The sequence below is a fragment of the Gilliamella sp. B2828 genome (assembly GCF_026537125.1).
GTDB lineage: Bacteria > Pseudomonadota > Gammaproteobacteria > Enterobacterales > Orbaceae > Gilliamella.
The window spans coordinates 93,792-115,424 of the sequence record NZ_JAFNMU010000007.1; the positions used below are offsets into that span (position 1 = coordinate 93,792).

The window sequence follows — 21,633 nt, forward strand, 5'->3', positions numbered from 1 at the left end:
ACGTTGACGGATCAAAAAAGCTTTATATAATACTCTACGCTAATTTAGTAAATCCAATCCGCGTCTCCTTAGCTCAGCTGGATAGAGCAACGGCCTTCTAAGCCGTAGGTCACAGGTTCGAATCCTGTAGGGGACGCCATTCCATCTACGACTCAATACGACTCAATACGATTAGAACCTTATTTAGCCTGATATTTTAATGTTTTTTAATACGACCAGATACGATTGTATACGATTGACAACGACAATCTATTAACGGTATATTTACGGTATATTTTAATACCGCAACAAAAAATACCGTAATTATGCTAACTATAAAAGCCATTGATTCAGCAAAACCCAAAGATAAGCCCTATAAGTTGCCAGATTTTGAAAGCTTATATTTGTATATTACACCATCAGGGACTAAGTCATGGCGGTACGATTATAAGTTCAACGGTAAAAGGAAAACCTTAACGATTGGCAAATATCCTTATATTAGCTTGTCCGAGGCTCGCAATGAAAAAGAACTTGCTAGACAACTATTGGCTCACGGTAAAGACCCAAGCTTTGAACGCAAAAAAAGTGCTTTATTAGCTAATGTTGAAAGTGACAATACTTTTAAATCAATTGCAAGCGAATGGCATTCATCTAAAAAATTGACATGGTCAAAAAAATATGCAAATGAAATTATTAGTATATTTGAGCGCGATATTTACCCATTTATCGGTAACGAACCGATAAATAAAATCAAACCACTTGAGATGTTAACGGTATTAAAAGCTATTGAAAATCGTGGTGCTTTAGAAATAGCAAAAAAAGCGCGAATGCGATGCGGTGAAGTATTCCGATATGCAATTATTACGGGTAGGGCGGAGGTTAATCCAACCGCTGAACTATCAAGTGCAATGGCTAAAACTCAGTCAAAAAATTTCCCTTTTTTAGCTACCGATGCTGAAATGTCGGAATTTTTAAAGTCGCTTAAAGGGTACTCTGGCAATATATTAACACGGTATGCAACTATGCTTTTGATATATACCGTCCCGCGTACAATAGAACTTCTTACATTAAAATGGTCAAATATTAACTTTGAGCAGAAATTGGCAACGATTGATGAAGAAGTTGTTAAAAAAGATAGGGTACATTTGATACCTTTAGCTACTCAGGCGATAGACATATTAAAATTTTTACAGCCAATAACTGGACATGGTGAATTTGTTTTTCCGAATAGGAACCATCCATCAAAACCGATGTCGAATGGCGCAATCCTTCATGTTATTCGGCGATTAGGATTTGCTAACCGTGCAAGTGGGCACGGCTTTAGGCATCAGTTTTCGAGTATTTTAAATGAGCATGGCTTTAATCGTGATTGGATAGAGAAACAATTAAATCATGAGGAAGGCAGTGTGCGAGGTATTTATAACCACGCACAATATTTGGAGGGTAGACGTGAGATGATGCAGTGGTATGCGGATTATATAGATGGTTTAACCGCATGATTGGTATTGTTCTTCTTTTTGAGATAGATATGCGTTGATAGTGGATAGCTTCCAGCGAGGATGCCTGCCGAGATATAAATCAGGTTTTGGAAACTTTTCCGCAGCTATCCATTTATCTAACGTAGTTTGATCTATCCCTCCCACATACGCGCATACTTGAGTTCTGCTATATCTGGGATCTTCAATTGTGTAATCTTTTGTCATTATTATTCTCCTAATTCAATATCATTTATGCATTCATTACCCCACGCATCCCAACCGTTTACGTTCTGACGGGCAAACAATTCAACCCTCGGTACATTTCCGTATAATTGAACTATTCGGTCTCGTGCCTCCTGAGGTTTTGCGCTATGCGCCCCTATCGGGGCTAAAATTATCTGGCTAACTGATTTATTAATTCGTTGAATGCCTTTACCTCTAACAGCAATCAAACAATCCTCACTATTTGCACGAGTATAATTACCTAATCCAAATCTCAGCTGATCGTTAATTAAATTAAAAACGTCCTCAGAATTCATACAACCGTGTTTTTTTAGTTGTTTAGTTATGTTTTGATGATAGTTTTTATTTAATTTCACCCATGTAAACAATTTCATAGTTTTAACCTCAAAACCCCAATGAGTGGCTAGCGCATCAGCTTGCCTTGCAAATGCAGACGTATACCACATAATTAATATGCTGTTATTATCTGCTATTGATTTTATGTTTAGTGATTTAAGTTCTTGGAATGTCATAGTGGGGTAGTGATTTTTTGTGGCGGCTCGTGTTGATTGATTCGAATATTGCCACGGTGGATCGGCGTAAATTAGATTATATTTTTCATATACCATCCCTATATTGATCAATTATCGTTAAATTCTTTTTCAGTCATATAACCAAGATAATTAACTGAAGTTATAATCATATTTTCAACATCATCAACATCTTTCTTTAATAATTCCCAAATGCAATTAAAGGTTGTTTGTGTTACATTTATATTATTTTTTGATATGGTTTTACACCCATACCCATCTTTACCATTTGCGCATTGAAATTTATATGCAAATAAGAAATAGTGTTGCTTGCGTTGTTTAAATTTCTTTTTCATTTAAACCGTACCCCTGCTTTTGCTAGTTTTCTGCATTCTCTGATTAGGTCTATTTTTGATATAGACATAAAGTGATCTTTTAAAGTGAATTCTTCGGTAACCCAATCAGAATATTTTGCAGACGATAGTTTTATGGATTTATAAGATACAGCATCATATAATTCATCATTCGCTACTTGCGAATCACATTCACCATATTCGTAGCTGGGTTCTCCATAACAATGCCATTCAAAATAGTCACGTTTGCCATATCGTTTGTTTGTGTTCGTTGGTTGTTCCTCTAATGCAAAGTCGCTTGGTTTATAACCAAAAAATTTAATCAGCAAATCCATTGCCGACTTTGAGTTTTTCTTAATTTGACGAGGTTTCATTGATCACCTCTACGAGAGTATCACCACTGACAGTATCTACACCAAATGCCAATGATTTGTTGATGTTAATTATGATGTTTTCTTTTGAAGTTTGATTGTATCCAATGACATATTCATCATCATAGAAGCGTTGTTTAAACTTTGTTCCTACATGATTTTTTATTTCAGCAAATCTTGTGAATTTGAGATTTTCTATTTTTTCTTTAATGTCCTTGACATTAACCCACTCGTCCAGTTTGGAAAACGCTAACGATTGGTTAACCTTGCTTTTTAAAGGTAATATCTCTTTTTCAAAAAATTCAGTAATTATTTCTCGCTGTTCTTTAGTGTAGTTAGTCATGTTTGGTCCTTAATTTGTTTTTAGCTGTATATCCAAGTCAAGCTTTACCTCTAGCGCGCCTGTAACGGGTACTACTTTGTAGACCATAGTTTCTTTCGCCTTCTCTTTTGTGTACGAATATTGCCATCCGCACCATACCTCAACGTAATAAACGAGCTCATTTAGCAGTTTAATTTCAACCGATGCTTCATCATAATCGCCAAAACATTGTGGCTCAGTTATTTTTTGGTACACTTGACTTAATTTGCCGCTCTCGTATTCCTTCACGAAAAAATCACCACATTCCAAAGAGTCCAATGATACTTTTCGTGGCGTGTGTATTCTAATTTTCACTTAATCACCTCTCGATAAAACCAGTCTGTAATGTCATGGGTAAATTCAAATGCAAATGGTGTGTGGCTATATGACAACCCCGTATCATCACAATCAACACCAATAAAATATGTTGGGTACAGGATGTATTCATCATCCTCAAATATCACGCTGCTCACCTTAGTTTTGCCGCTTATCCATGTTAATTTAGCGTCATGACAGGCGTTTAGTATTAGAGCTAAATCGTGATCATCTTCAGCCCTTAAATACCAATTTCCTTTTATTAAACGTTTAATTATTTTTTTATTTGTCAATTAATCACCTCATTTAACTGTTACTATCACGCCATTTTTTATTACAGCACGTAAACCAATACATTTAACTGGTATAGTTCCGTCGCCAACTTTTTCATAAACAGGCTGAATTTCATCAGTTATTTGTTGACCAATTTCGCTTAGATTAATTTCAAACATTCGTTCTAATACTTTGATAATTGCGTGTTCACTAACTATCAGCTTGTTACTGCTAGAAAGTTCATTGATTTTCGTTTGAGTTTCTAAAATTTCTGTTTTAAGCTGGTTGTAACGTTGCTGGCAGTCCGCCAATTCTGCCCTTATAACGTCCTGTTTGGATTTTAATTTTTTTAGCTGAGTTTGATATTTTTTTAATGTGTTACTGTTCACGTTCGTTCTCCGTTGCCGCTATCGCTCATTGCTCAGGTTAGATCCAAGTCAACTCGTGCAATGCTCAGCATTACATAACCGTTTTGTAAATATTTTTGGTCGTTGAAACGTATTTCGGATTTTTTGTCGCCACCCTCCACAGCCTTAAAATGTTTTGGTAATATTTTCAATTCGTGTGTTATTCGCGTGTTCCAAGCCCAAATAGCTTTCTTTTCAGAATCTTTTTCACTGCCTCTTGCGTTGCAGTTATAACAAACGACAGCATTGTAAATGCCCTGTTGTTCATCTGGAACAGCCTCATTGAATCTATAATCAACATCATCAATAAATAAATTTGTGCTAGCACAAAACGGGCAGGGTTTTAATTGTTTAGTCATAATCATTTCCTTTAGATAATAGTAATCGCACACTAAATAATCAGCGTGAGAATTGATTTTAAATTAATAAGATAGGGTGGATATCAAACGAGTTATGAACAGATTCGGGGGATAAAGGGCTTAATGCCCTTTAAAAATATTTAGCAATGTCTAATTATTGGCAAAACATTGTTCCATTTATCGATAATATTTTTTGGCTGAATATGTGCTGTTTCCCGTTCAATTATTACTTTAGCACTATATAAAACTCGCTTGTATTCACGAGCCATAGAATGAAAATTGCCTCTAAAACCTGAGTCAATCACACGCAATGCAGGCTCTATTAATTCTATTTGATATCGCATCCTTTCAGCGGCTTTATATAACCATGCTAAATCATACCAATCTTCGTCAGATAACCCGCTTCGAGAATGCACACCGCCTAACCACTTAATCGCCTCATCAAATTTAGAGGCAGGCAAATCTTGGTAGCGAGGGATTTTAAATTGTTCATAAAGCTTGGTGTAAATTGCTTGATAATGTTCACCTGTTCGGTAAGAACGTTCATTTACGGCTTGCTTGATTGCCTGTTGTTGCTCTGAATTGATAGTTAGCGAATATGAGCCAGTTTTGCGAATTGTTGGTAACACTTCATCAAATACCCAATTTTGGAATTCTACAGCTTCTTTTTTATTACTCCTAAAAATTACACGATATAAATTGGGTTCGTTAACAAACAATAATTCTTGATTACCGCCTTTTGTAGGGGTGTACATTTTATGTATACCCTTTTCTGAAAAGTTGAAACGGCTAGCATGAGCATTTTTTATATTCAAAATTTTGATAACATCGGTAAGACAAAATAAGGGTTCATTATTTAATAATTGGATACGAACATTTGAATGATGAAAATTGAATACTGATAAATTTGACATTTTTGTACCTCTTGTAATTTCTTAAGTTACCCACGAGTGTGGAGGTCAAGAGGTTAAGAAACCGACAAGAACGGCCGGACTTATTCCCATTTCTGGTGTTGTATTCGTCGCCCTCTCGACCATAGTCAAAAATAGTCTAGTCAAAATTAGGTACAAAAAAATCACACTAACGGGGCGATATATCCGTCTTGTCAAGGTTCTTAAGCCTCAAGAGTCAATATATCGCAATATGATATTTGAAGTCAACATTTTAAAAGATAGTAATTATGAAAAAGATTTAGTAGGTGATCGGGCTTCAACTACCGCTTTACGACGGCGAGACGTATTCCCCTTGCGAGTATTGTATTTCGTCTTCTCGACCCGATCATATATATGATCAAATACCTAAATAACAGGCATAAAAAAACCGCTAGGCTATCGGGTGCGGAAGTCCGCGTATGTTGTAGTATTAACAACTATACAACCCGATAAAATTATTGTCAAATTAAAACGGAATGGAATCATCATCAAAATCTGTTGATGGCTCATTTTGCTGAATGGGGCGATTAATTGGTTGTTGTGATTGTTGCTGATTTGCATCATCACTGCGTGAACCTAGAATTTGTAAAGTTCCACCGATAGGATTAATTACTACTTCCGTCGTGTAACGATCTTGTCCTGATTGGTCTTGCCATTTTCGAGTTTGTAATTGACCAGAAACATATAATAAAAATCCCTTTTTTACATACTCACCTGTTATTTCGGCTAATTTCCCAAAAATAACCACTCTGTGATATTCGGCTTTTGATTTCTTTTCACCAGTATTTTTATCTTTCCATTCTTTATTTGTGGCAATTGTAATATTTGCTATTGCTTTTCCGTCACTTGTGTATCTGATTTCAGGGTCTTGAGTTGTGTAACCAACTAAAATCACCTGATTAACGCCTCTTGCCATTTTGTCTATCTCCTGTATGAATTTTTGCGTGTTCTGATGCTGATAAAATAATTAGATTGTTAGGATTGTTATTTAGTTTATTGCCATCGATGTGGTGAACGTGTTCGCCTTTAATTAATTTTCGATTATCCCATTGTGACTGGGATAGTTTTTTACTACGAAAAAACACATTTCCGCACAACAAACAATTCTTGATATTTGTCTTCATGTAAACCTCTATTTGCCATTTTCTTGCTCCAGTTGTTTAATTAATACATCAATAAGCTCTATTTCTTTATTCAGGTAGTTAATATCATCTAACTTCATTTTTCTAACAGTTCTATAAGCATCAATTTGTTTAATATATATATGTTCATAATCAAGGCTACGAGTAAAAAATGTAAAATCCGCAGTATTGTTATCTATTACCTCTCCACTCATTACACACTCTAACTCCTCCACTACGGTATGGATCACACCCCCAACTTTTAATGTTTTCCGTTCTTCAGGTGTAATCATAATCTCCGACCTTTAGTTATATCTTTAATAAACGCTAAAGCCCCTTTTGCACCAGTACGAAAAATTATGTTTTTAAACACTAATATATTAATAGCTGAGTAAAAATAGAGCGTGCCTCTAAAAGTTTTAAATGATACCACCCCACTTTGGTCTATTTGATAGACAAATGGGTGATATTTAAGAATCCTCAAGTTTTTATCGTAAAGTCTCCGTGTTTTCTGTTTTTCGATTTCGTTCCATTCTCCTAACGTCTCGCTCATATCGCTCATGTGTTACTCCTGAGGGAGGTTTAATTTATATTTGCACATGTAATCAATATCGGTGCCATACTCCACGCCATCCTCACCGAATCCACGATCATCAACATTAATGACGTCCGTTTTAATTGCAATTTCCCTAATCTCGCCCCAGCAAACTAAATTAACTCGTTCCTCCCAACGTCCGTCACAATCGAGCATTTCAGGAATACATGATTGCGCCCTCAATTTAGCCTCGTCTGCTGTATTATGTAACTCCAGTCCGTCAGCATCCGACGGGTCATAACTAAAATATTTCATAATTATTCCTCAATCAGCTTTAATTTATAATCACACAGATATTCATATTCACCAGACGGGTCGGGGCGAACGTTTGTTTTTGTGGCAACCTCTTTAACTTCACCATAGCAAACCATTTCTACGAGATCATCCCAACTTTTACTATCATAAAATGATATGGATTCCTCCGCCCTCTCTCTGGCTTGTTTCTCTGTTTCGTGAAATTCAAGCCCCGCATTAGGGCTATAGCTAAAATATTTAAAATTATATTTTTCAATCATCATAATTTACTCGGTTTCTATATGTATTCCGATGCCACTTTTGCCTTTACCGAAAACCTCAGAAACAGTATTGATAATTAGTTTTATTGTTTCGTTTGTGACACCCTCAACACTAATTTCAGATGTTGCGCCATCTATTCTGGCATCATATATGTTGTTGTATACTGTTTTGTCATACAGTTCGATTTTTCTCGTTAAAAACATATCAAATGGTATTTCATATAGATAAAGCCATTCAATCGCCTCATCATCATCCCCACAGCTCAACCAACTAGCATTTTCACATATGCTATCTATGCAATAATGCCAGCCGTCAAGGTGCTTTATTTTTACTATGACTATTTCACCAGAATATGGAGCCTCTGTTTTAGCATTACGCCAAGGAAATTCATCCATTTAAACCTCTCTTATAATTAACTATTACATTCCCGCATTTGAACGGTACAATTAAAATTAAGCTTCTCTGTTTGTGATTTGTTTAATATTGCCATTTAGTTACCTGTGAATTTAGTTAAATCAGTTTCTGGTACTAATTCAATATAAATAAAATTATCCAGTAGGGTGGGTACGTAGTACCATGGACACATCACATCATCATCATTGAACGCATAATAATTAGCACTATTAGCAATTTCAGTTCTGATACCGTTATATAAAACTGGGTCAAATTGATTGAATTTTGGGATGGGTAAATCAACTTCATAAATCTTGTCTTCCCCGTATTTTATTTTTTTGCTCATTAAATTGATTTCTCTAAAAATTATTCAATTTTGGTGATGTAACCTATTTTTGTTCTGCATACACATACAACTTTAACTACGCTATCGCTGCTAACTTGTATTATTTGATATTTATTTAGTGGGTGTTGGGATATCGTTCTATTACACTATTAGATAATTCCAATGTTTTATATAGACTGATGTTTAATTCTATTTTGGTTTTAATTTGCATGAAAACCTCTTTATTAAAAATGCCGCTCTTTCGCCAACGGCGCTACTACCGTCATGATGTGGATTAATAAAAACACTGGCTTGTATATTTCAAATTAGCGCGCTCTCTACAGAGGAGTGGGTCTCTGCTAACAGCTAATCATCAACGCATATACCAGACGAAAACAGTAAATTAAGAAGAAATGCCAAGCTTGTTATTTAAATCTTCAATAACTACGGCAGGTAAATTGATGATAGCTGTATCAGTTTCTATACTGCCTAGAAAATTAACTGATTCTGGCCATATTTGTTGTAACTTCTTTAGAGTTGCACATCTATCTAGAAGAGCCAGAATCTCAAGCTTCAAATCATTTTTTTGTTTAATTAAACTATCTTTTTTATGCTCTAAATCTAAAAAACGTTTTGTAAACTCATGCTCTGCTGTATAAGTAGGATTTTCTTTTAAATCATAAAAAATAACACCGTCTGGAGCATATAAAATTGTATACATTCCACCGAAAACACATTTAATGTAAGAAGTTTCAAGAAAACCTCTAAAATAAAACGGTAGTTTTTCAACACGTTCTACTATTTTACACATATCTTCAATTTGTTTATTTGTCGCATTATCGTTATAAACATCAAGTATCAATTTCGATAATTGGCTATTCACCTCTGCCAACGCTTTATTTACTGGTGATTGCTCAATTGCTTCTCTACAAATTTTCCCTTTAATTTTTTTGGTTAATCTAGTCATTGTTTTACTCCTATTAAAAAGCCGTTATAGGACGACTTTTAGCTTAATTCCTCATTCAGCTTGTTTGCTGAATCACTTTTTTTATCTTCAATTACAAACCAGTCGCTAGGTTTTGACATACCATCCCTTAGACTTGTATAGATTTTTCTAAGTTGTAGATATTGAGCTGGTCGGATTGCTTCTAATTTACATTGTAAACGTTCTTGTAATTGTTCTGCGGTAATACTAAATTCTGCCTTGAATGTGTCGGCTAGTTTTTTGATTGTTTCGGGTGTTACTTCAACATTAGCAGCAAGCGTAACTTCACATTGTTTCTGCGCTTGCTCTACAACGTCACCAGGAATAACACCTAAAATGCACGCTCGTAATCGCCTTGCTCCTTGGTTGGCTATCGTTTCGTAAATATCCCTAGGATCGATTAGTTTTGTTAGCCCATTCTTTTTTGTAAACCTTACATGAGGAACAGTAAAAGTTTTAATCTGTCTGGTATTGCGCTCTATATCCCAAGCAAAAGCCTCTACAATCGATTCTTTATCATTCTGCTCTAACTCTCTAATACCAAATTGCACATTTCCCCATTCTTGAGCAATTGCTTCAGCTAATCTTATACTTGGTCCAGTTACTTCTACACCTCCACGAGGATAACTATATAACGCGCCTTCAGCTAATGTTTGACGTGTACAAGCATTCAATATCCTATCCATTGCTGAAATAGGGTCACGCGGAAATTTTTTAGCTATAATCATAGCAGCCTGAACTTCTTGAATAGCTCGTTGGCTTTCTATTTGTGTTAGTGAATTACTTTTTGGTTCATCTTTTTCTTTGCTTGCAAAGATGTTTGCAATCTCATTACTCATAGTCCTTTCTCCTTGCCCAATCTGGACGTTGTATAATTTCAAATCCGTGCCAAGTATTTGTTTGTAGGCATTCGGCATATTTATCCAAATCACGCCTAAAAAGCTGGTAACCTATCTCTTTATCATAATCATCAAGAACAAAAACTCTTACAGGGTATCTACCGCAATCGATAGTTTCGCTTACTGCAATAAATACAAAATGAGGATTTACTCCGAATTGTTTTTTAAAACCTTCGCAATACATTGCATCTTGAACGTGATATCTATACAGTTCTATACTTTTCCCGAAATCCTCAATGTTATTGGTTTTTTTTACATCAATAATCATTGATTTGTTGTCATTTTTAACTAATTTGTCTGGGCGAATTTTACAAAGAACTTGAGTTTCATTATCAACCCAGTAAATAGAAGATTCACAATAACCGTCCATATCAAGTAATTTTTTTGCAATTGGATGTGCAAAAGCACTCTCTTGCATTAGCCGTAATTTCCGTTCTTCTTCTTCTGTGATAATGATTTTTTCGGGTGAATAATTTTCTTCCATAAATTGTTCGAGGTCTTTTTTACCTTGCGTTGTTCTACGGTCAAATGAAGGAACAACAATAAACCGCTCATTAAAGTGTTGCGGTTCTAAAAGAAGACAGTGTAGGGCTGTGCCAATGTCTAAAGCTTTCTTTTTTTCTTTATCTTCTGGTGCTTCTTGTCGCCATTTGTAAATTGCAGGGCTTTTTGCAATATCATCTAGATTAGACTTGCTCACACCCTCACTGTTGTGATAATCTTTATTAGATATATCGTAATAAATACCCTGTTTCATGTTGGCTCCTTATTATCTTTTTCATTTTCTATAACCACTTTTAATCACTCGCAATCTTAAACATCCATTGAAATAGCATAAACAACATCCCAATCGTTAGTACGCATGTACAAAAAAGGGCGTACATTTGTTCGCCCTTGTTTAGTCTATAATCATTTCTAAATCGGTCCATTTGATAAACATTGCAGCCGACATGATCTATGGGTATTGTGTTCATTGTTTTCATTCCTCTTTTAACCAATCTGGACGCTCGCCCTTACCGCAATAAATATCAATGATATCAAGTAATCGCGGGTAAAATTGCAGAGCTTTTTTACCATCCATTTGGGCAATTTCTTTTTTTGAAAATTTGCGCCAATTATTTGCTGGGTGACATTCGTCTTCAACGCGGACGCAATCACCATTTGTTATTGATATGAAATAGGTTTCATCTAAAATAATGAATATTGATTTAGGCAAATCAGCATCGCGCAAATCAGCACCGCGCAAATCAGCACTGTCCAAATTAGCACCGCGCAAATTAGCATCGCGCAAATCAGCACCGCGCAAATCAGCACCGCGCAAATTAGCATGGCCCAAATAAGCACCGCGCAAATTAGCATGGCCCAAATAAGCACTGTCCAAATTAGCATCGATCAAATAAGCACCGCTCAAATCAGCACCGCGCAAATCAGCACCGCGCAAATAAGCATCGATCAAATAAGCACCGCTCAAATCAGCACCGCGCAAATCAGCATGGACCAAATAAGCACAGTCCAAATTAGCACCGCGCAAATTAGCATGGCCCAAATAAGCACTGTCCAAATTAGCACTGCGCAAATTAGCTTTTATTCCTTTCCTACCAAGACTGTCAATCCATATTTTGTGTTGTTCTAAAATTTCTCTAATATTCATTGTTTTATCTCTTAATTCTGTAAAAAAAGCCCTCAAGTGAGGGCAAATAGGATGTAGCAATGTGCCGTCTTTCCGAGCTGTCAGTATTTTTAATAAGAAAATACAATCAATTCTTCAGCTAATTCTTGTGAGTTGTAATGCTCAAATAGAATAGCTCCGTTATAAGCTAAATAACCGCTATAGTGACAATAAACAGTTCTGTACACATCGCCAACTTTTACACAAATATTTGATCTTGTTGCCATGTTTCCTTTCCTTTTTAATTCATTGACTCACTATAGTGAGTCGAGTGATTATTATTGTTTTTGATATTCAGCTTTTGCTTGTGAGTAGCAGATATCAACTATAAATTGGTTATATATATCAGCATCAATACTCTTACTTTCCAGTTTGATTTTGAGTAGTTCGATGATTTGCCAATCATTGTCATTACCAAAGTTTTTGATTGGTTCGTCAGCTCTTTTTTCAATCCATTCTTCTTTAGCATCTTGTGCCTCAATATCATTCATCATTTCGCAGTATGCTTGTTCATGTGAATTTGCAACACAACTGTATAAATTATTCATAATCAACCCTTTATGATTGGTTTTTGGCATTGTATGCTATCAGGAACTATGCAAATTTTATCAACTGCAATCACTCTGATTTTTAACTCTCTAAGCCCATTAACTTTTGATTCGATTCGACACAACCCGCATTTCAAAAAAAATAATCACCAATTTGTAATTCACATAATAGCGCCTTATTTTGAAAGGGATTGTCTGGTTTTATAAACTCCATGTTACACCCCCAGAACCGCTTTCAACTGCCTCATGCTTTCTGGGCTATCCATATGTTTATAAAATTCATCTTGTTGACGTAACGCCAATTTAAATGAATCATCAATATTCATTCCTTCACTGCAATTTTTGATGATTTGTGCAATTAAATTAATGTTAGACTGGCTCAATCCCAACTCGTTAATTACCAGTTGGGCTTTTTTTGTTGCTTTTGATAAGTTCATGTCTTTTTCCTCACAATTCAAACTCAAGCGCACTCATTGAATGCGCTTTGATTTGAATTTTTAACCAAATTTTCTCGATGGTTGCGAGTTTTTGCGCTCCCTCATTTCATGATATTTTTTCTACAGTTTAGAGGGAGCTAGGCATTTCGTTCTGAGATGAGCCTCGCTTTCACGCTGTGTACTAAAACAACACTCTATGAGTTGTTCCGACTTTCCTAATTTTTAAAGAGCGATCACATAAGTGATTATTTAAATTTCTCCAAAACCGCTGTACTTTCATGCGCCCCAGCTAGCTACTTGAATCTTATTAACTTGTTAAATAACTCGTAGTCTTGTTTAACTTTGTTGTTAAGTTGATTTGTTTTGATGGGTGTAGTTTAGTAAACAATTAACTTTTAGTAAAGTGAAATATTTACTAAACACTAAACTTTTTATGCAAAAAATATTTAATGTTTAGTAAAACAATAATTTAGTTAATTATAAAATTAATTTGATTGGCTATTTTTTATACAGAAAAAATAAGAAAAGATTTTATATGCAGATTTTAGGCGTGAAAAAAGCCCCGTTTGGGGCTTTGTTTTATCTTAAAGAACTAAGCTGCCTTAGCTAGACTCAATGCAAATTTGTACCCATCATTATATGCAGTAAATGCATCCTTATGTCGGACACTACCTGCTTGACTGCATGGGATGCTATCTAAAACAGAATCATCCATTGCTTTAGGTATTCCATTTACTGCATGAAAATAGCCTAATTCAAATGCACAACCCGCACATTTATGTCTGCTAAAAGTTCCTTGATATTCCGGTAAAGATTCAAAATGAACATCATAACGGTGCGCCTTTCGGCATATAGGTGAATAACCCATAATAATACTCCTATAAAGGATAAGCATTAAATAGGGCTTTACTTAAAAAGAAAACGAATATAGAATAGTAATCGAGATCTCACAATAAAGCCCTAAATGCTTTATTTTTTTATATTTGCCCGATACGCCAATATCGGGCTCCCCTATATATAGTAGTAAAAAAAACTGCTTACCACTAAATATTGATCGAATTATACTCAGTAAATTAATTTATTTCAATAAAATGATCCACTTAGAGTGCGTTTAATTAAAAATAAACCCCATATTCTCATTTTGAGTGAATTAATATTAAATGAAATAGAACCTCTTAAAATTTGGTTGGTGAATCATTAGAGGTATGTAAAAAAAACACAGCTATTATTCATAAGCTGATTTTAAGCACAAAAAACCCGCCGAAGCGGTGTATATAATATTTAAGGGGTTTTTGGGAGTTAGTTTATTTGATATTGATATTGAGTAATTTAATTTATTTGAAATTCGACCGCCACCAATGAATAATCATTTGTTATGGAGATAATCTATACCTGAAATTATCATTTTTAATGCTGATATTTTTTGGGTAAGATTAAAATCATTTGATGCAATTAAATGGGAAAGATCAGTATTTGCTAACTCCATTATAAACCAAGGTTTTTCTATGTGTAGATTATGCATATAAATTGAAACAACATTAGATGATACACAAGATGCCTGACATCGAACCTCTTCATTAAATCTTTCCTTTACCTGTCCCAAATCAAGTATAGACTCGCTCTTTTCTTTGGAAGGACTAAATGTTTTTCTTGCATACTCTCCAGGGCATTTTATGCCATCACTGTTATATAGTTCAACTTTATCAACATAACCAAAACCACCACTACCAAGTTCGCCAATTTTTTTTATTAAATATCCAAAATGATGGTGCTCTTGCATTTTTAATCCTCACGAAGTTATCCGTGCTTCCTTAGTAACATTGATTGACTCAGCATTACTTTCCCATGAATATAAAGTTGATCAATTTCATCTTCGTTTATATCCCATTCCTTGTATTTTTTATTGTCAGATATAACAATCAGTTTATCTTTAATTACCTGTAAGCGCTTCACATACAAGCTTTTACCGAACGTAAATACATATATTCCATCACCGTTAAATTCTTTTTTTGAAACGTCTACATAAATTGAATCTCCACTTTCAAACGTTCCTTGCATCGAATCACCTGAAATATTAATTACTTTTAAATTATCGGTATCCACACCTTTAAATAATATTTTTGCCTGTTCTGAATCATATTCTATTAATTTAATCACTTCCATTACATCCGAATTTAGGTAGCCTGCTCCTGCGCTAGCTGTAATATCTAAAATCTCTATCACGTAGTTGTTATTATTAGCGTGATGCTGATTATTTTGTTTTATTCCATATATTTCATTGTCATTAATTTTATCTAGATAAAATTCAGGCATGCCGTAATCATGTTCTAAACGACGAGCCGATTTTTCGCCAAAAGGCGCCCGTCCGTTCACCAACTGAGAAATATAACTTTTCTCTTTTGGTGGAACAGATTTATCTGAAAACCATAGTTTTAAATTGCTCGCTCTTAGCTCTTTTAATTTGTTTCTATTCATCTTAGTTCCTCTATGTACATTTTATTTAGTAATTGCTAAACAAGCAAAAAATAAACTTTATCTAAACTTACTTGACTTTTGGTTTAGTGTTAAATAAACTTTAGTTAAGTTTTAACTAACCTAAGGTAATAATGAAACTATCACATTATTTAAACCAGCTCCCTAAAGGTGGTAAAAGTCAATTTGCCAAAGAAATTGATGTGTCCAAGTCTTTCTTATGTCAAATGGCTTCAGGAAAAGCTAATGTTCCAATTCGTGTAGCAAAAAAAATTGAAGAACACACCCACGGACAGGTAACAAAAGCCGAGTTACGCCCTGATGTCTGGGGTTAATAATAAATGTAAGTACTAAACAAAGTAACCCAAACGAGGATTTTTAAAATATGGGTAACAAGAAAAAATTAATTAATGATTTATTAAGCTCCATTGATGGCGGTATGGAAGTAGCAGCCAGTTATTTAGGTTTATCTATATCTGCTTTTAATGATCGGCGTTACGAAAACAAAGGAACTCGATTCTTCACTTGTGATGAACTTTTAGCATTACAAGAGTTAAGCAGGACAACATTAGTTGCGGATTATTTTGCAAGAGCAGTGAATTGTATAGTCATAAAAAAACCTGATGTCGCTAAAGCGGGAAGTTATGATCTTTTTGAATTAATGTTAAGCATTGGAACGGCAAGAGGTGAATACGATGCATATTTATCCAAAGCGATTAGTGATGGCGTTATTACTAGCGATGAAGAAGCAATATTAAATAATTTATGTGACTCAATAGTAAAAAGACGACTTACCGCACATCAAGAAACACTTGCAGCGCATAAACCATCTAATTAGTGAGGTATTCATGAGCACATTAAAAACTAAAAAAACACTGAGCCAGTGCGATCGAATATTACAGCATTTGCAAAGCGGTAAAACAATTACCCAGGCACAAGCGTGGGATTTGTTCGGTTGCTACAGATTAGGTGTTCGCATCCACGATTTAAGAAAACAAAATTTTCAGATTGTTACTGAGATTATTTATAAAAATGGCGGCAATTTTGCGGAGTATTCTTTGAGGTCAAACAATGAACGCAGTTGAAACATTAAAATTGATAGGGCGTCCTAACGCATATTACCCAAAATTAGCTAAGCCTTTAGGTGGTGTTAACCCTGCGGTTTTATTCTCACAATTATTTTATTGGCAAGATAAAGCAACGTCTGATTTAGGTGTGTATAAAACTCGTGATGAACTTGAAGAAGAAACTGGGTTATCTCATAACGAACAAAGAACAGCTATCAAAAAACTAAAAGAAAAAGGCGTTTTAATTGTTACTGAAAAGCGATTAGATCATAAAACTTTTTACAAAATTGATAATGGGAAAGTTAATGAAATTTTAGCTAATTTCGCCGAATCTGTTAATCAACTATCGCGAAGTGAAGAAAGTAATTCTCCCGATCTCTGCAATGTAGAGTTCGAGAAGACTACAAAGTCGAGTTCGTTAGATCAAGAGATTACTACAAAGACTACTACAGAGAATACTACAAATAATATTAAGTCATCTGAAGATGACCAACCTAAATCTAAAAAATCAGATTCGATCGATTTTGATTTAGTCATGGATGCGTACAACGATGCTGTAGAAAACAGGTTACCACAAATTGAGAAAATGACTACAACTAGAAAGAACTTAGTCAAGAAATTTTTGAAAGAACGAAAAGAACTAACTTTAAATGATTTGATTAATTACTTTTATGATTTTGTGGAAAAAGCACCGGCATGGGTATTCGGTGAAAATAAACGGAATTGGAAAGCTAAGTTTGAATTCATTGTGACAGATGAGACTTATACAAAGTTTAGAGAGGGTGCGCTATGAATATAATTCCTCATGATTTGCTCGCAGAGCAAGCAGTTCTAGGCTCGATGATGTTGGATTTTGAATCTGAGCGCTGTCAAACGGCAATTAAAAAATTAAAACCAGATTCGTTTTACAACCGCCATCATCAGATTATTTTTTCGGAAATGATTGAATTAAATCGTAAAAATCAACCTATAGATTTGATCACATTATCAGACAGCATGGAGAAAAACGGGAATTTAAATGATTGTGGTGGTTTAGCCTATCTGGCTGAATTGGCAAAAAACACGCCAACAACGGCTAATGTTTCAGCATACACAAACATAGTCCGTGATAAATCAATTGAACGCTATACATTGAAAAAATTAAATGACTGTAGCGCAATGTTGTTAGAAAAATCAACATTATCAACGAGCGATAAATTATCAGCGATTCAATCTCTATTTACGCAAATTGATGACTACAACAAAACAGGTAAAACAATTGGATTAAAACCGCTAATTGCCATCACTGATAAATGGACAGAAACATTAGGAAAACGATTGAAAAATGCTGATAGCGCACGTGGGTTATCAACTGGAATCAAAGCGCTAGATAAAAAATTATCACCTAAAGGATTAGTTCGAGGTTCGTTATTTGTTGTTGGTGCTCGCCCCAAAATGGGTAAAACCACATTTGAAATTAATATGGCTCGGCATTGCGCAATGCATGACAATTTGCCAGTTTTGATGTTTTCACTAGAAATGCAAGATGAGCAAATGCTGGAAAATATTTTGGCTCAAGAGTCATGTGTCAATAGCGATATTTTCTACGATGGGGCATTGGGAACGGATGGCGGTACGGAATTTTCGAGGGTTATGCATCATCTAAATGAGCTAACAAAAACTAATAACATCTACATTGATGATACCCCAGCTATTACCTTGTCACATATACGCTCAGAATCACGTCGAATGGGGCGAGAGCGAGGACAGATAGGTATGATTATGGTCGATTATTTGACACTAATGGGAAAAGAAAAAATCGGTGATGATCAACGAAACGATTTGATATACGGAGCCATTACAAAGGGTTTAAAAGCGCTGGCTAAAGAACTGAATTGTGTTGTTGTTCTATTAACTCAGTTAAACCGAAACCTAGAATCACGAGCAGATAAGCGCCCAATACCTAGTGATAGTCGTGATACAGGGCAGATCGAACAGGATTGCGATTACTGGTTAGGGATTTATCGTGACGCTGTTTACAACGAAAGTGCAGATAAAAACTTGATGGAAATAAACGTAGCTTTAAATCGTCACGGTGCAGGTAATTTCACAGTATATGCAGGAATTAGTAATGGTCGCATTTATGAAGTTGATCAAGCCGAATCATACACTAAAGCACGCCCTGAGCCAGTGAAAAAAGAACGTAGATATGCGCAAGCTAGTTAATCACTGCTCACAGGGACACTATCACATGCTAGACAAAATAGCATATGACTATGTTACAGCGCTGAAAAAACGAGGGGCAAACGTAGCAAAAATTAAATATGAACTAGCAGAACAAGTTAAAAAATATTCGGAAGAAGAGAAGGCAAAATTAAGGGAGTTGATACAAAAATGGCAAAAAAACATAAATACATAATCACGGCAAACGTCAAAAAAAATTGGCAGGAGTGGGGCTACGTTTGGCGTTGTAGTGATAAAAAAATGACTGAAAAATCATTGGCTAAATCGCTGTCGTACGTTCGGGGCGGAGTTGGGCGGGATACAGTCCCTGTTGAGGTGCGTAATTTCCAGTGTGAGAGGGTTTAGATATGATTAAAGAAATCCGATTAACTCATGAAGTCGCACGAAATACAGCCATAAATTTTATTAATCAATTACCAGTTGATAGCGAACATCCGTTAAGGATTGTTATTGATGAAGACAAGCACAGTTCAATACAATTAAAGAAAGTATGGGCAATGGCTGGTGATTTATCTAAGCAAGCCATTTGGTTTGGAAAGCTTAGACCTAAATCAACATGGAAAAATTTATTAGGTTATCAAGCTTTAAAGGACGAGGCAGAAGAGAACGGACAATCATTTGAGTTTGAATTTTTACCTTGCTTAGATAAATCAACTCTTTTGAGTGATTACATTTCAATTAGAAACTTAAATAAAAAAATGTTTATCAGAATTATTAATATTGCATTGCAAACTGGTGATGAATTAGGTGTGCAATGGAGCAATGAAGCCAAGGAAGCGATCAAACTAGCTGAGCAATACAAAGACCAATTATCAAAGGTGGCATGATGAACGACACACTAAAAACAATTGATGAATGTATAGAAGAAGCCGAGCAACTATTGGCATGGCTATATGAACAACGCAGAGAATACATAAATCAGCATAATTTAAATAAGGTTGATGATGAGCAGGATATTAAAAATTATTTAAGGGGCACATGATGAAAGCATTATTTTTTACATTTTTTATGATTATTTTTATCACGGCAGGATTTATGTTTATGGCGTACGTTGGTTGTGGTGGATATTTCCTTAATAAAGAAGTGGGATTTACTGGAGGTATTTCCTTCCTTTCTAGTTTGATATTCTCGCCGGGTATTTTCGATTTTTATAACGACTATGTGGATTAAAAATGCCAAAAAAACACAAACTAATTAAAACAGGTTTTAAATGTCCAGAATGCAACGGCGAATGTGTGTATAACATGGATTTGGATTTATTTGTCTGCAATCGTCCGTTGGTCAGTGTTAACGGTGAGATTTTAGGCTCATGCGGTAAATTTTATATGAACAAAACCAGAGCGAAATCATGAGTAAATTAACAAAATTAGCCAGAGGGCGTGAGTGCACCGTTAGGCTCCCGTGTTGTAACCACAACCCAGAAACAACCGTGTTGGCTCATTATCGATTAGCTGGTACCTGTGGTGTAGGTATGAAACCGAACGATTTACAGGGTGCATGGGCATGTTCGGCGTGTCATGATGAAATTGACCGTAGAACGAGGATGTGTGAACACGAATTTGTTAGGTTAGCACACGCTGAAGGTGTTATGAGAACAATAGATATTTTGGTTAGAGAGGAAAATATTAAATTATGATTTTAGGTATCGATCCTGGTTGTTCAGGTGCGTTAGTTGTTCTCGATAATGTCGGAAATTTTATTGATGCAATGAGAACACCAACCATAAAAGACGGCAAACAAAGCAAGGTTAACGGCGCAGCTATTGTACGATTTTTGAGACAACACCAAATAACACACGCCTACATCGAAAAAGTTCACTCTATGCCACAGCAAGGAGTATCGAGCACATTTACATTTGGGCATAGCGCGGGTGTGGTTGAGGGTATTATTCAGGGTTTAAATATTCCTTACACCATGATAACGCCTCAGGCATGGAAAAAATCTAATAATTTAATTGGAAAAGACAAAGACGCGGCAAGAAGCCGAGCAATACAATTATACCCAAGCCTAACAATGCTCGATAAAAAGGATGAAGGGCAAGCTGTTGCGGATGCATTATTAATTGCGAGACACGGAGCAAATATACAATGAGAGAAACTAAAGATATTTTAACTGCGTGGAAAAATACGCGTATTCTTAAGCGAATGGGCACAGAATATCCATCCAAATCAGCAGGTATTGATGGTGCACCAATGGATTTTGATTATCGTCAATACTTAACGGAAGATGAGGCGCAGATTGTTGATAATGCGGTATTGAGACTTAAAGCTGATAATGTTGAGCATTGGGCAATTTTAACAGCGTTTTATCTTCGCGAAATTTCATGCAGTAAACAAGCTCGAATTTTAGGTAAGCAAACAACAGAAATAACTAAAACATTACTTGCCGCAGAATGCTTTATTAGAGGTCATATCATCGAATTGTTTCCAAAGGTGGCATAGTTGACAATAATTTTATCGGGTTGTATAGTTGTAAATACTACAACTTTACGCGGACTTCCGCACCCGATAGCCTAGCGGTTTTTTTATGCCTGTTATTTAGGTATTTGATCATATATATGATCGGGTCGAGAAGACGAAATACAATACTCGCAAGGGGAATACGTCTCGCCGTCGTAAAGCGGTAGTTGAAGCCCGATCACCTACTAAATCTTTTTCATAATTACTATCTTTTAAAATGTTGACTTCAAATATCATATTGCGATATATTGGCTAAAGAGGTGTCGAAACCTAAACAAAGCGGAATAATCGCCCCGTTAGCGTGATTTTTTTATGCTCAAAATCTATGCCGAGAGGGCGAGGAA

Annotated in this window: 40 protein-coding genes and 1 tRNA gene; 14 read left to right on the forward strand and 27 right to left on the reverse strand. The window is 35.4% G+C overall.

The window, feature by feature from the left end; all coding sequences use genetic code 11:
• Positions 1–62 precede the first annotated feature (62 nt).
• Together J3U19_RS07645 and J3U19_RS07650 are read left to right on the forward strand one after the other, a co-directional pair.
• Positions 63–139: transfer RNA gene (locus tag J3U19_RS07645), tRNA-Arg, on the forward strand.
• Positions 140–302: 163 nt separating this feature from the next.
• Entirely contained in the window at positions 303–1,478 is a 1,176-nt protein-coding gene (locus J3U19_RS07650; protein ID WP_416380669.1) for a tyrosine-type recombinase/integrase, read from the forward strand.
• On the opposite strand, the gene J3U19_RS07655 is transcribed toward J3U19_RS07650, so the two are convergent.
• From J3U19_RS07655 to J3U19_RS07780, 27 genes are all read right to left on the reverse strand, one after another.
• The gene (locus tag J3U19_RS07655) at positions 1,467–1,682 is read right to left on the reverse strand and encodes a helix-turn-helix transcriptional regulator (RefSeq protein WP_267345922.1); all 216 of its coding nucleotides are present in this window, start codon (positions 1,680–1,682) and stop codon (positions 1,467–1,469) included. The two genes, J3U19_RS07650 and J3U19_RS07655, sit on opposite strands and share 12 nt — an antisense overlap.
• 2 nt (positions 1,683–1,684) lie before the next feature.
• Positions 1,685–2,308: an MT-A70 family methyltransferase gene (locus J3U19_RS07660; protein WP_267345923.1), complete on the reverse strand. Its 624-nt coding sequence runs from the start codon at positions 2,306–2,308 to the stop codon at positions 1,685–1,687.
• An 11-nt stretch (positions 2,309–2,319) separates the two neighbouring features.
• A complete protein-coding gene (locus J3U19_RS07665; RefSeq protein WP_267345933.1) occupies positions 2,320–2,565 on the reverse strand; it encodes a hypothetical protein in 246 nt (81 codons plus the stop codon).
• Positions 2,562–2,936 carry a hypothetical protein gene (locus J3U19_RS07670; RefSeq protein WP_267345935.1) on the reverse strand — a complete coding sequence of 125 codons (375 nt, stop codon included), beginning with the start codon at positions 2,934–2,936 and terminating at the stop codon, positions 2,562–2,564. Before J3U19_RS07670 ends, J3U19_RS07665 begins: the two co-directional genes overlap by 4 nt.
• Positions 2,917–3,276, reverse strand: coding sequence for a hypothetical protein (locus J3U19_RS07675; protein ID WP_267345937.1), 360 nt, complete (start codon positions 3,274–3,276; stop codon positions 2,917–2,919). The genes J3U19_RS07670 and J3U19_RS07675 overlap by 20 nt, the downstream gene beginning before the upstream one ends.
• 9 nt (positions 3,277–3,285) lie before the next feature.
• Positions 3,286–3,510 (reverse strand): hypothetical protein, encoded by a 225-nt coding sequence (locus tag J3U19_RS07680; RefSeq protein WP_267345938.1) that lies wholly within the window; start codon positions 3,508–3,510, stop codon positions 3,286–3,288.
• 95 nt (positions 3,511–3,605) lie between these two features.
• The gene (locus tag J3U19_RS07685; RefSeq protein WP_267345940.1) at positions 3,606–3,902 is read right to left on the reverse strand and encodes a hypothetical protein; all 297 of its coding nucleotides are present in this window, start codon (positions 3,900–3,902) and stop codon (positions 3,606–3,608) included.
• Positions 3,903–3,911: 9 nt separating this feature from the next.
• On the reverse strand, positions 3,912–4,271 hold the full coding sequence (locus J3U19_RS07690; RefSeq protein ID WP_267345942.1) for a hypothetical protein: 360 nt from the start codon (positions 4,269–4,271) through the stop codon (positions 3,912–3,914).
• 32 nt (positions 4,272–4,303) lie between these two features.
• On the reverse strand, positions 4,304–4,648 hold the full coding sequence (locus J3U19_RS07695) for a Lar family restriction alleviation protein (RefSeq protein WP_267345944.1): 345 nt from the start codon (positions 4,646–4,648) through the stop codon (positions 4,304–4,306).
• A gap of 140 nt (positions 4,649–4,788) precedes the next feature.
• The gene (locus J3U19_RS07700) at positions 4,789–5,562 is read right to left on the reverse strand and encodes a BRO family protein (RefSeq protein WP_267345945.1); all 774 of its coding nucleotides are present in this window, start codon (positions 5,560–5,562) and stop codon (positions 4,789–4,791) included.
• Positions 5,563–6,046: 484 nt separating this feature from the next.
• The gene (gene ssb / locus J3U19_RS07705) at positions 6,047–6,496 is read right to left on the reverse strand and encodes a single-stranded DNA-binding protein (RefSeq protein ID WP_267341296.1); all 450 of its coding nucleotides are present in this window, start codon (positions 6,494–6,496) and stop codon (positions 6,047–6,049) included.
• Positions 6,480–6,704, reverse strand: coding sequence for an HNH endonuclease (locus J3U19_RS11575; RefSeq protein ID WP_416380572.1), 225 nt, complete (start codon positions 6,702–6,704; stop codon positions 6,480–6,482). The genes ssb and J3U19_RS11575 overlap by 17 nt, the downstream gene beginning before the upstream one ends.
• Before the next feature lie 8 nt (positions 6,705–6,712).
• On the reverse strand, positions 6,713–6,994 hold the full coding sequence (locus J3U19_RS07710) for a hypothetical protein (RefSeq protein ID WP_267345947.1): 282 nt from the start codon (positions 6,992–6,994) through the stop codon (positions 6,713–6,715).
• 272 nt (positions 6,995–7,266) lie between these two features.
• Entirely contained in the window at positions 7,267–7,551 is a 285-nt protein-coding gene (locus J3U19_RS07715; RefSeq protein ID WP_267345949.1) for a hypothetical protein, read from the reverse strand.
• Positions 7,552–7,553: 2 nt separating this feature from the next.
• The gene (locus J3U19_RS07720; protein WP_267341293.1) at positions 7,554–7,814 is read right to left on the reverse strand and encodes a hypothetical protein; all 261 of its coding nucleotides are present in this window, start codon (positions 7,812–7,814) and stop codon (positions 7,554–7,556) included.
• 3 nt (positions 7,815–7,817) lie between these two features.
• Positions 7,818–8,207, reverse strand: coding sequence for a hypothetical protein (locus J3U19_RS07725; RefSeq protein WP_267345950.1), 390 nt, complete (start codon positions 8,205–8,207; stop codon positions 7,818–7,820).
• Positions 8,208–8,302: 95 nt separating this feature from the next.
• Entirely contained in the window at positions 8,303–8,551 is a 249-nt protein-coding gene (locus J3U19_RS07730; RefSeq protein ID WP_267345951.1) for a hypothetical protein, read from the reverse strand.
• Between the two features lie 382 nt (positions 8,552–8,933).
• Positions 8,934–9,497 carry an Nmad5 family putative nucleotide modification protein gene (locus J3U19_RS07735; RefSeq protein ID WP_267345953.1) on the reverse strand — a complete coding sequence of 188 codons (564 nt, stop codon included), beginning with the start codon at positions 9,495–9,497 and terminating at the stop codon, positions 8,934–8,936.
• A 38-nt stretch (positions 9,498–9,535) separates the two neighbouring features.
• A complete protein-coding gene (locus J3U19_RS07740) occupies positions 9,536–10,354 on the reverse strand; it encodes a hypothetical protein (protein WP_267345954.1) in 819 nt (272 codons plus the stop codon).
• Positions 10,347–11,171, reverse strand: a complete 825-nt coding sequence (locus J3U19_RS07745; protein WP_267345955.1) for a PD-(D/E)XK nuclease-like domain-containing protein — start codon at positions 11,169–11,171, stop codon at positions 10,347–10,349. Before J3U19_RS07745 ends, J3U19_RS07740 begins: the two co-directional genes overlap by 8 nt.
• A 222-nt stretch (positions 11,172–11,393) precedes the next feature.
• Positions 11,394–12,065, reverse strand: coding sequence for a pentapeptide repeat-containing protein (locus J3U19_RS07750; RefSeq protein ID WP_267345956.1), 672 nt, complete (start codon positions 12,063–12,065; stop codon positions 11,394–11,396).
• Between the two features lie 89 nt (positions 12,066–12,154).
• Complete coding sequence (locus J3U19_RS07755; protein ID WP_267345957.1) at positions 12,155–12,310, reverse strand: hypothetical protein; 156 nt, start codon at positions 12,308–12,310, stop codon at positions 12,155–12,157.
• A 51-nt stretch (positions 12,311–12,361) separates the two neighbouring features.
• Positions 12,362–12,631 carry a hypothetical protein gene (locus tag J3U19_RS07760; protein WP_267345958.1) on the reverse strand — a complete coding sequence of 90 codons (270 nt, stop codon included), beginning with the start codon at positions 12,629–12,631 and terminating at the stop codon, positions 12,362–12,364.
• A 215-nt stretch (positions 12,632–12,846) separates the two neighbouring features.
• Entirely contained in the window at positions 12,847–13,068 is a 222-nt protein-coding gene (locus J3U19_RS07765) for a hypothetical protein (protein WP_267345959.1), read from the reverse strand.
• A 592-nt stretch (positions 13,069–13,660) separates the two neighbouring features.
• Entirely contained in the window at positions 13,661–13,936 is a 276-nt protein-coding gene (locus J3U19_RS07770; RefSeq protein ID WP_267342101.1) for a hypothetical protein, read from the reverse strand.
• 498 nt (positions 13,937–14,434) lie between these two features.
• Positions 14,435–14,848: a protein kinase domain-containing protein gene (locus J3U19_RS07775; RefSeq protein WP_267345960.1), complete on the reverse strand. Its 414-nt coding sequence runs from the start codon at positions 14,846–14,848 to the stop codon at positions 14,435–14,437.
• Positions 14,849–14,865: 17 nt separating this feature from the next.
• Complete coding sequence (locus J3U19_RS07780) at positions 14,866–15,543, reverse strand: S24 family peptidase (protein WP_267342105.1); 678 nt, start codon at positions 15,541–15,543, stop codon at positions 14,866–14,868.
• Between the two features lie 131 nt (positions 15,544–15,674).
• Between J3U19_RS07780 and J3U19_RS07785 the strand changes: the two genes are divergently transcribed.
• The 12 genes from J3U19_RS07785 (at position 15,675) to J3U19_RS07840 (ending at position 21,271) form a co-directional block, all read left to right on the forward strand.
• The gene (locus tag J3U19_RS07785) at positions 15,675–15,875 is read left to right on the forward strand and encodes a transcriptional regulator (RefSeq protein WP_267342107.1); all 201 of its coding nucleotides are present in this window, start codon (positions 15,675–15,677) and stop codon (positions 15,873–15,875) included.
• Positions 15,876–15,925: 50 nt separating this feature from the next.
• A complete protein-coding gene (locus tag J3U19_RS07790; protein ID WP_267345962.1) occupies positions 15,926–16,378 on the forward strand; it encodes a YmfL family putative regulatory protein in 453 nt (150 codons plus the stop codon).
• Positions 16,379–16,388: 10 nt separating this feature from the next.
• Complete coding sequence (locus tag J3U19_RS07795) at positions 16,389–16,625, forward strand: helix-turn-helix domain-containing protein (protein ID WP_267345963.1); 237 nt, start codon at positions 16,389–16,391, stop codon at positions 16,623–16,625.
• A complete protein-coding gene (locus tag J3U19_RS07800) occupies positions 16,612–17,400 on the forward strand; it encodes a hypothetical protein (RefSeq protein ID WP_267345964.1) in 789 nt (262 codons plus the stop codon). Before J3U19_RS07795 ends, J3U19_RS07800 begins: the two co-directional genes overlap by 14 nt.
• The gene (locus J3U19_RS07805; RefSeq protein WP_267345965.1) at positions 17,397–18,812 is read left to right on the forward strand and encodes a replicative DNA helicase; all 1,416 of its coding nucleotides are present in this window, start codon (positions 17,397–17,399) and stop codon (positions 18,810–18,812) included. The genes J3U19_RS07800 and J3U19_RS07805 overlap by 4 nt, the downstream gene beginning before the upstream one ends.
• A gap of 25 nt (positions 18,813–18,837) precedes the next feature.
• Complete coding sequence (locus J3U19_RS07810; protein WP_267342113.1) at positions 18,838–19,005, forward strand: hypothetical protein; 168 nt, start codon at positions 18,838–18,840, stop codon at positions 19,003–19,005.
• Positions 19,006–19,177: 172 nt separating this feature from the next.
• On the forward strand, positions 19,178–19,657 hold the full coding sequence (locus tag J3U19_RS07815; protein ID WP_267345966.1) for a recombination protein NinB: 480 nt from the start codon (positions 19,178–19,180) through the stop codon (positions 19,655–19,657).
• Positions 19,657–19,812, forward strand: a complete 156-nt coding sequence (locus J3U19_RS07820; protein ID WP_267342119.1) for a hypothetical protein — start codon at positions 19,657–19,659, stop codon at positions 19,810–19,812. The genes J3U19_RS07815 and J3U19_RS07820 overlap by 1 nt, the downstream gene beginning before the upstream one ends.
• 59 nt (positions 19,813–19,871) lie before the next feature.
• Complete coding sequence (locus J3U19_RS07825; RefSeq protein WP_267342120.1) at positions 19,872–20,000, forward strand: hypothetical protein; 129 nt, start codon at positions 19,872–19,874, stop codon at positions 19,998–20,000.
• 178 nt (positions 20,001–20,178) lie between these two features.
• A complete protein-coding gene (locus J3U19_RS07830; protein WP_267342122.1) occupies positions 20,179–20,466 on the forward strand; it encodes a DUF1364 domain-containing protein in 288 nt (95 codons plus the stop codon).
• Positions 20,463–20,921 carry a crossover junction endodeoxyribonuclease RuvC gene (locus J3U19_RS07835; RefSeq protein WP_267342124.1) on the forward strand — a complete coding sequence of 153 codons (459 nt, stop codon included), beginning with the start codon at positions 20,463–20,465 and terminating at the stop codon, positions 20,919–20,921. Before J3U19_RS07830 ends, J3U19_RS07835 begins: the two co-directional genes overlap by 4 nt.
• Positions 20,918–21,271, forward strand: coding sequence for an antiterminator Q family protein (locus J3U19_RS07840; protein WP_267345968.1), 354 nt, complete (start codon positions 20,918–20,920; stop codon positions 21,269–21,271). The genes J3U19_RS07835 and J3U19_RS07840 overlap by 4 nt, the downstream gene beginning before the upstream one ends.
• Positions 21,272–21,633: the final 362 nt, after the last annotated feature.

Bases quoted from the DNA above. Each gene is read 5' to 3' on its own strand.
- J3U19_RS07780 (WP_267342105.1), bottom strand. From the start codon at position 15,543: ATGAATAGAAACAAATTAAAAGAGCTAAGAGCGAGCAATTTAAAACTA.
- J3U19_RS07775 (WP_267345960.1), bottom strand. From the start codon at position 14,848: ATGCAAGAGCACCATCATTTTGGATATTTAATAAAAAAAATTGGCGAA.
- J3U19_RS07755 (WP_267345957.1), bottom strand. From the start codon at position 12,310: ATGGCAACAAGATCAAATATTTGTGTAAAAGTTGGCGATGTGTACAGA.
- J3U19_RS07750 (WP_267345956.1), bottom strand. From the start codon at position 12,065: ATGAATATTAGAGAAATTTTAGAACAACACAAAATATGGATTGACAGT.
- J3U19_RS07710 (WP_267345947.1), bottom strand. From the start codon at position 6,994: ATGATTACACCTGAAGAACGGAAAACATTAAAAGTTGGGGGTGTGATC.
- J3U19_RS07740 (WP_267345954.1), bottom strand. From the start codon at position 10,354: ATGAGTAATGAGATTGCAAACATCTTTGCAAGCAAAGAAAAAGATGAA.
- J3U19_RS07745 (WP_267345955.1), bottom strand. From the start codon at position 11,171: ATGAAACAGGGTATTTATTACGATATATCTAATAAAGATTATCACAAC.
- J3U19_RS07695 (WP_267345944.1), bottom strand. From the start codon at position 4,648: ATGACTAAACAATTAAAACCCTGCCCGTTTTGTGCTAGCACAAATTTA.
- J3U19_RS07655 (WP_267345922.1), bottom strand. From the start codon at position 1,682: ATGACAAAAGATTACACAATTGAAGATCCCAGATATAGCAGAACTCAA.
- J3U19_RS07795 (WP_267345963.1), top strand. From the start codon at position 16,389: ATGAGCACATTAAAAACTAAAAAAACACTGAGCCAGTGCGATCGAATA.
- J3U19_RS11575 (WP_416380572.1), bottom strand. From the start codon at position 6,704: ATGAAGACAAATATCAAGAATTGTTTGTTGTGCGGAAATGTGTTTTTT.
- J3U19_RS07790 (WP_267345962.1), top strand. From the start codon at position 15,926: ATGGGTAACAAGAAAAAATTAATTAATGATTTATTAAGCTCCATTGAT.
- J3U19_RS07820 (WP_267342119.1), top strand. From the start codon at position 19,657: ATGAACGACACACTAAAAACAATTGATGAATGTATAGAAGAAGCCGAG.
- J3U19_RS07800 (WP_267345964.1), top strand. From the start codon at position 16,612: ATGAACGCAGTTGAAACATTAAAATTGATAGGGCGTCCTAACGCATAT.
- J3U19_RS07700 (WP_267345945.1), bottom strand. From the start codon at position 5,562: ATGTCAAATTTATCAGTATTCAATTTTCATCATTCAAATGTTCGTATC.
- J3U19_RS07765 (WP_267345959.1), bottom strand. From the start codon at position 13,068: ATGAACTTATCAAAAGCAACAAAAAAAGCCCAACTGGTAATTAACGAG.
- J3U19_RS07835 (WP_267342124.1), top strand. From the start codon at position 20,463: ATGATTTTAGGTATCGATCCTGGTTGTTCAGGTGCGTTAGTTGTTCTC.
- J3U19_RS07760 (WP_267345958.1), bottom strand. From the start codon at position 12,631: ATGAATAATTTATACAGTTGTGTTGCAAATTCACATGAACAAGCATAC.
- J3U19_RS07840 (WP_267345968.1), top strand. From the start codon at position 20,918: ATGAGAGAAACTAAAGATATTTTAACTGCGTGGAAAAATACGCGTATT.
- J3U19_RS07810 (WP_267342113.1), top strand. From the start codon at position 18,838: ATGCTAGACAAAATAGCATATGACTATGTTACAGCGCTGAAAAAACGA.
- J3U19_RS07725 (WP_267345950.1), bottom strand. From the start codon at position 8,207: ATGGATGAATTTCCTTGGCGTAATGCTAAAACAGAGGCTCCATATTCT.
- J3U19_RS07665 (WP_267345933.1), bottom strand. From the start codon at position 2,565: ATGAAAAAGAAATTTAAACAACGCAAGCAACACTATTTCTTATTTGCA.
- J3U19_RS07770 (WP_267342101.1), bottom strand. From the start codon at position 13,936: ATGGGTTATTCACCTATATGCCGAAAGGCGCACCGTTATGATGTTCAT.
- J3U19_RS07830 (WP_267342122.1), top strand. From the start codon at position 20,179: ATGAGTAAATTAACAAAATTAGCCAGAGGGCGTGAGTGCACCGTTAGG.
- J3U19_RS07715 (WP_267345949.1), bottom strand. From the start codon at position 7,551: ATGAAATATTTTAGTTATGACCCGTCGGATGCTGACGGACTGGAGTTA.
- J3U19_RS07825 (WP_267342120.1), top strand. From the start codon at position 19,872: ATGGCGTACGTTGGTTGTGGTGGATATTTCCTTAATAAAGAAGTGGGA.
- J3U19_RS07660 (WP_267345923.1), bottom strand. From the start codon at position 2,308: ATGGTATATGAAAAATATAATCTAATTTACGCCGATCCACCGTGGCAA.
- J3U19_RS07805 (WP_267345965.1), top strand. From the start codon at position 17,397: ATGAATATAATTCCTCATGATTTGCTCGCAGAGCAAGCAGTTCTAGGC.
- J3U19_RS07735 (WP_267345953.1), bottom strand. From the start codon at position 9,497: ATGACTAGATTAACCAAAAAAATTAAAGGGAAAATTTGTAGAGAAGCA.
- J3U19_RS07720 (WP_267341293.1), bottom strand. From the start codon at position 7,814: ATGATGATTGAAAAATATAATTTTAAATATTTTAGCTATAGCCCTAAT.
- J3U19_RS07675 (WP_267345937.1), bottom strand. From the start codon at position 3,276: ATGACTAACTACACTAAAGAACAGCGAGAAATAATTACTGAATTTTTT.
- ssb (WP_267341296.1), bottom strand. From the start codon at position 6,496: ATGGCAAGAGGCGTTAATCAGGTGATTTTAGTTGGTTACACAACTCAA.
- J3U19_RS07785 (WP_267342107.1), top strand. From the start codon at position 15,675: ATGAAACTATCACATTATTTAAACCAGCTCCCTAAAGGTGGTAAAAGT.
- J3U19_RS07670 (WP_267345935.1), bottom strand. From the start codon at position 2,936: ATGAAACCTCGTCAAATTAAGAAAAACTCAAAGTCGGCAATGGATTTG.
- J3U19_RS07815 (WP_267345966.1), top strand. From the start codon at position 19,178: ATGATTAAAGAAATCCGATTAACTCATGAAGTCGCACGAAATACAGCC.
- J3U19_RS07730 (WP_267345951.1), bottom strand. From the start codon at position 8,551: ATGAGCAAAAAAATAAAATACGGGGAAGACAAGATTTATGAAGTTGAT.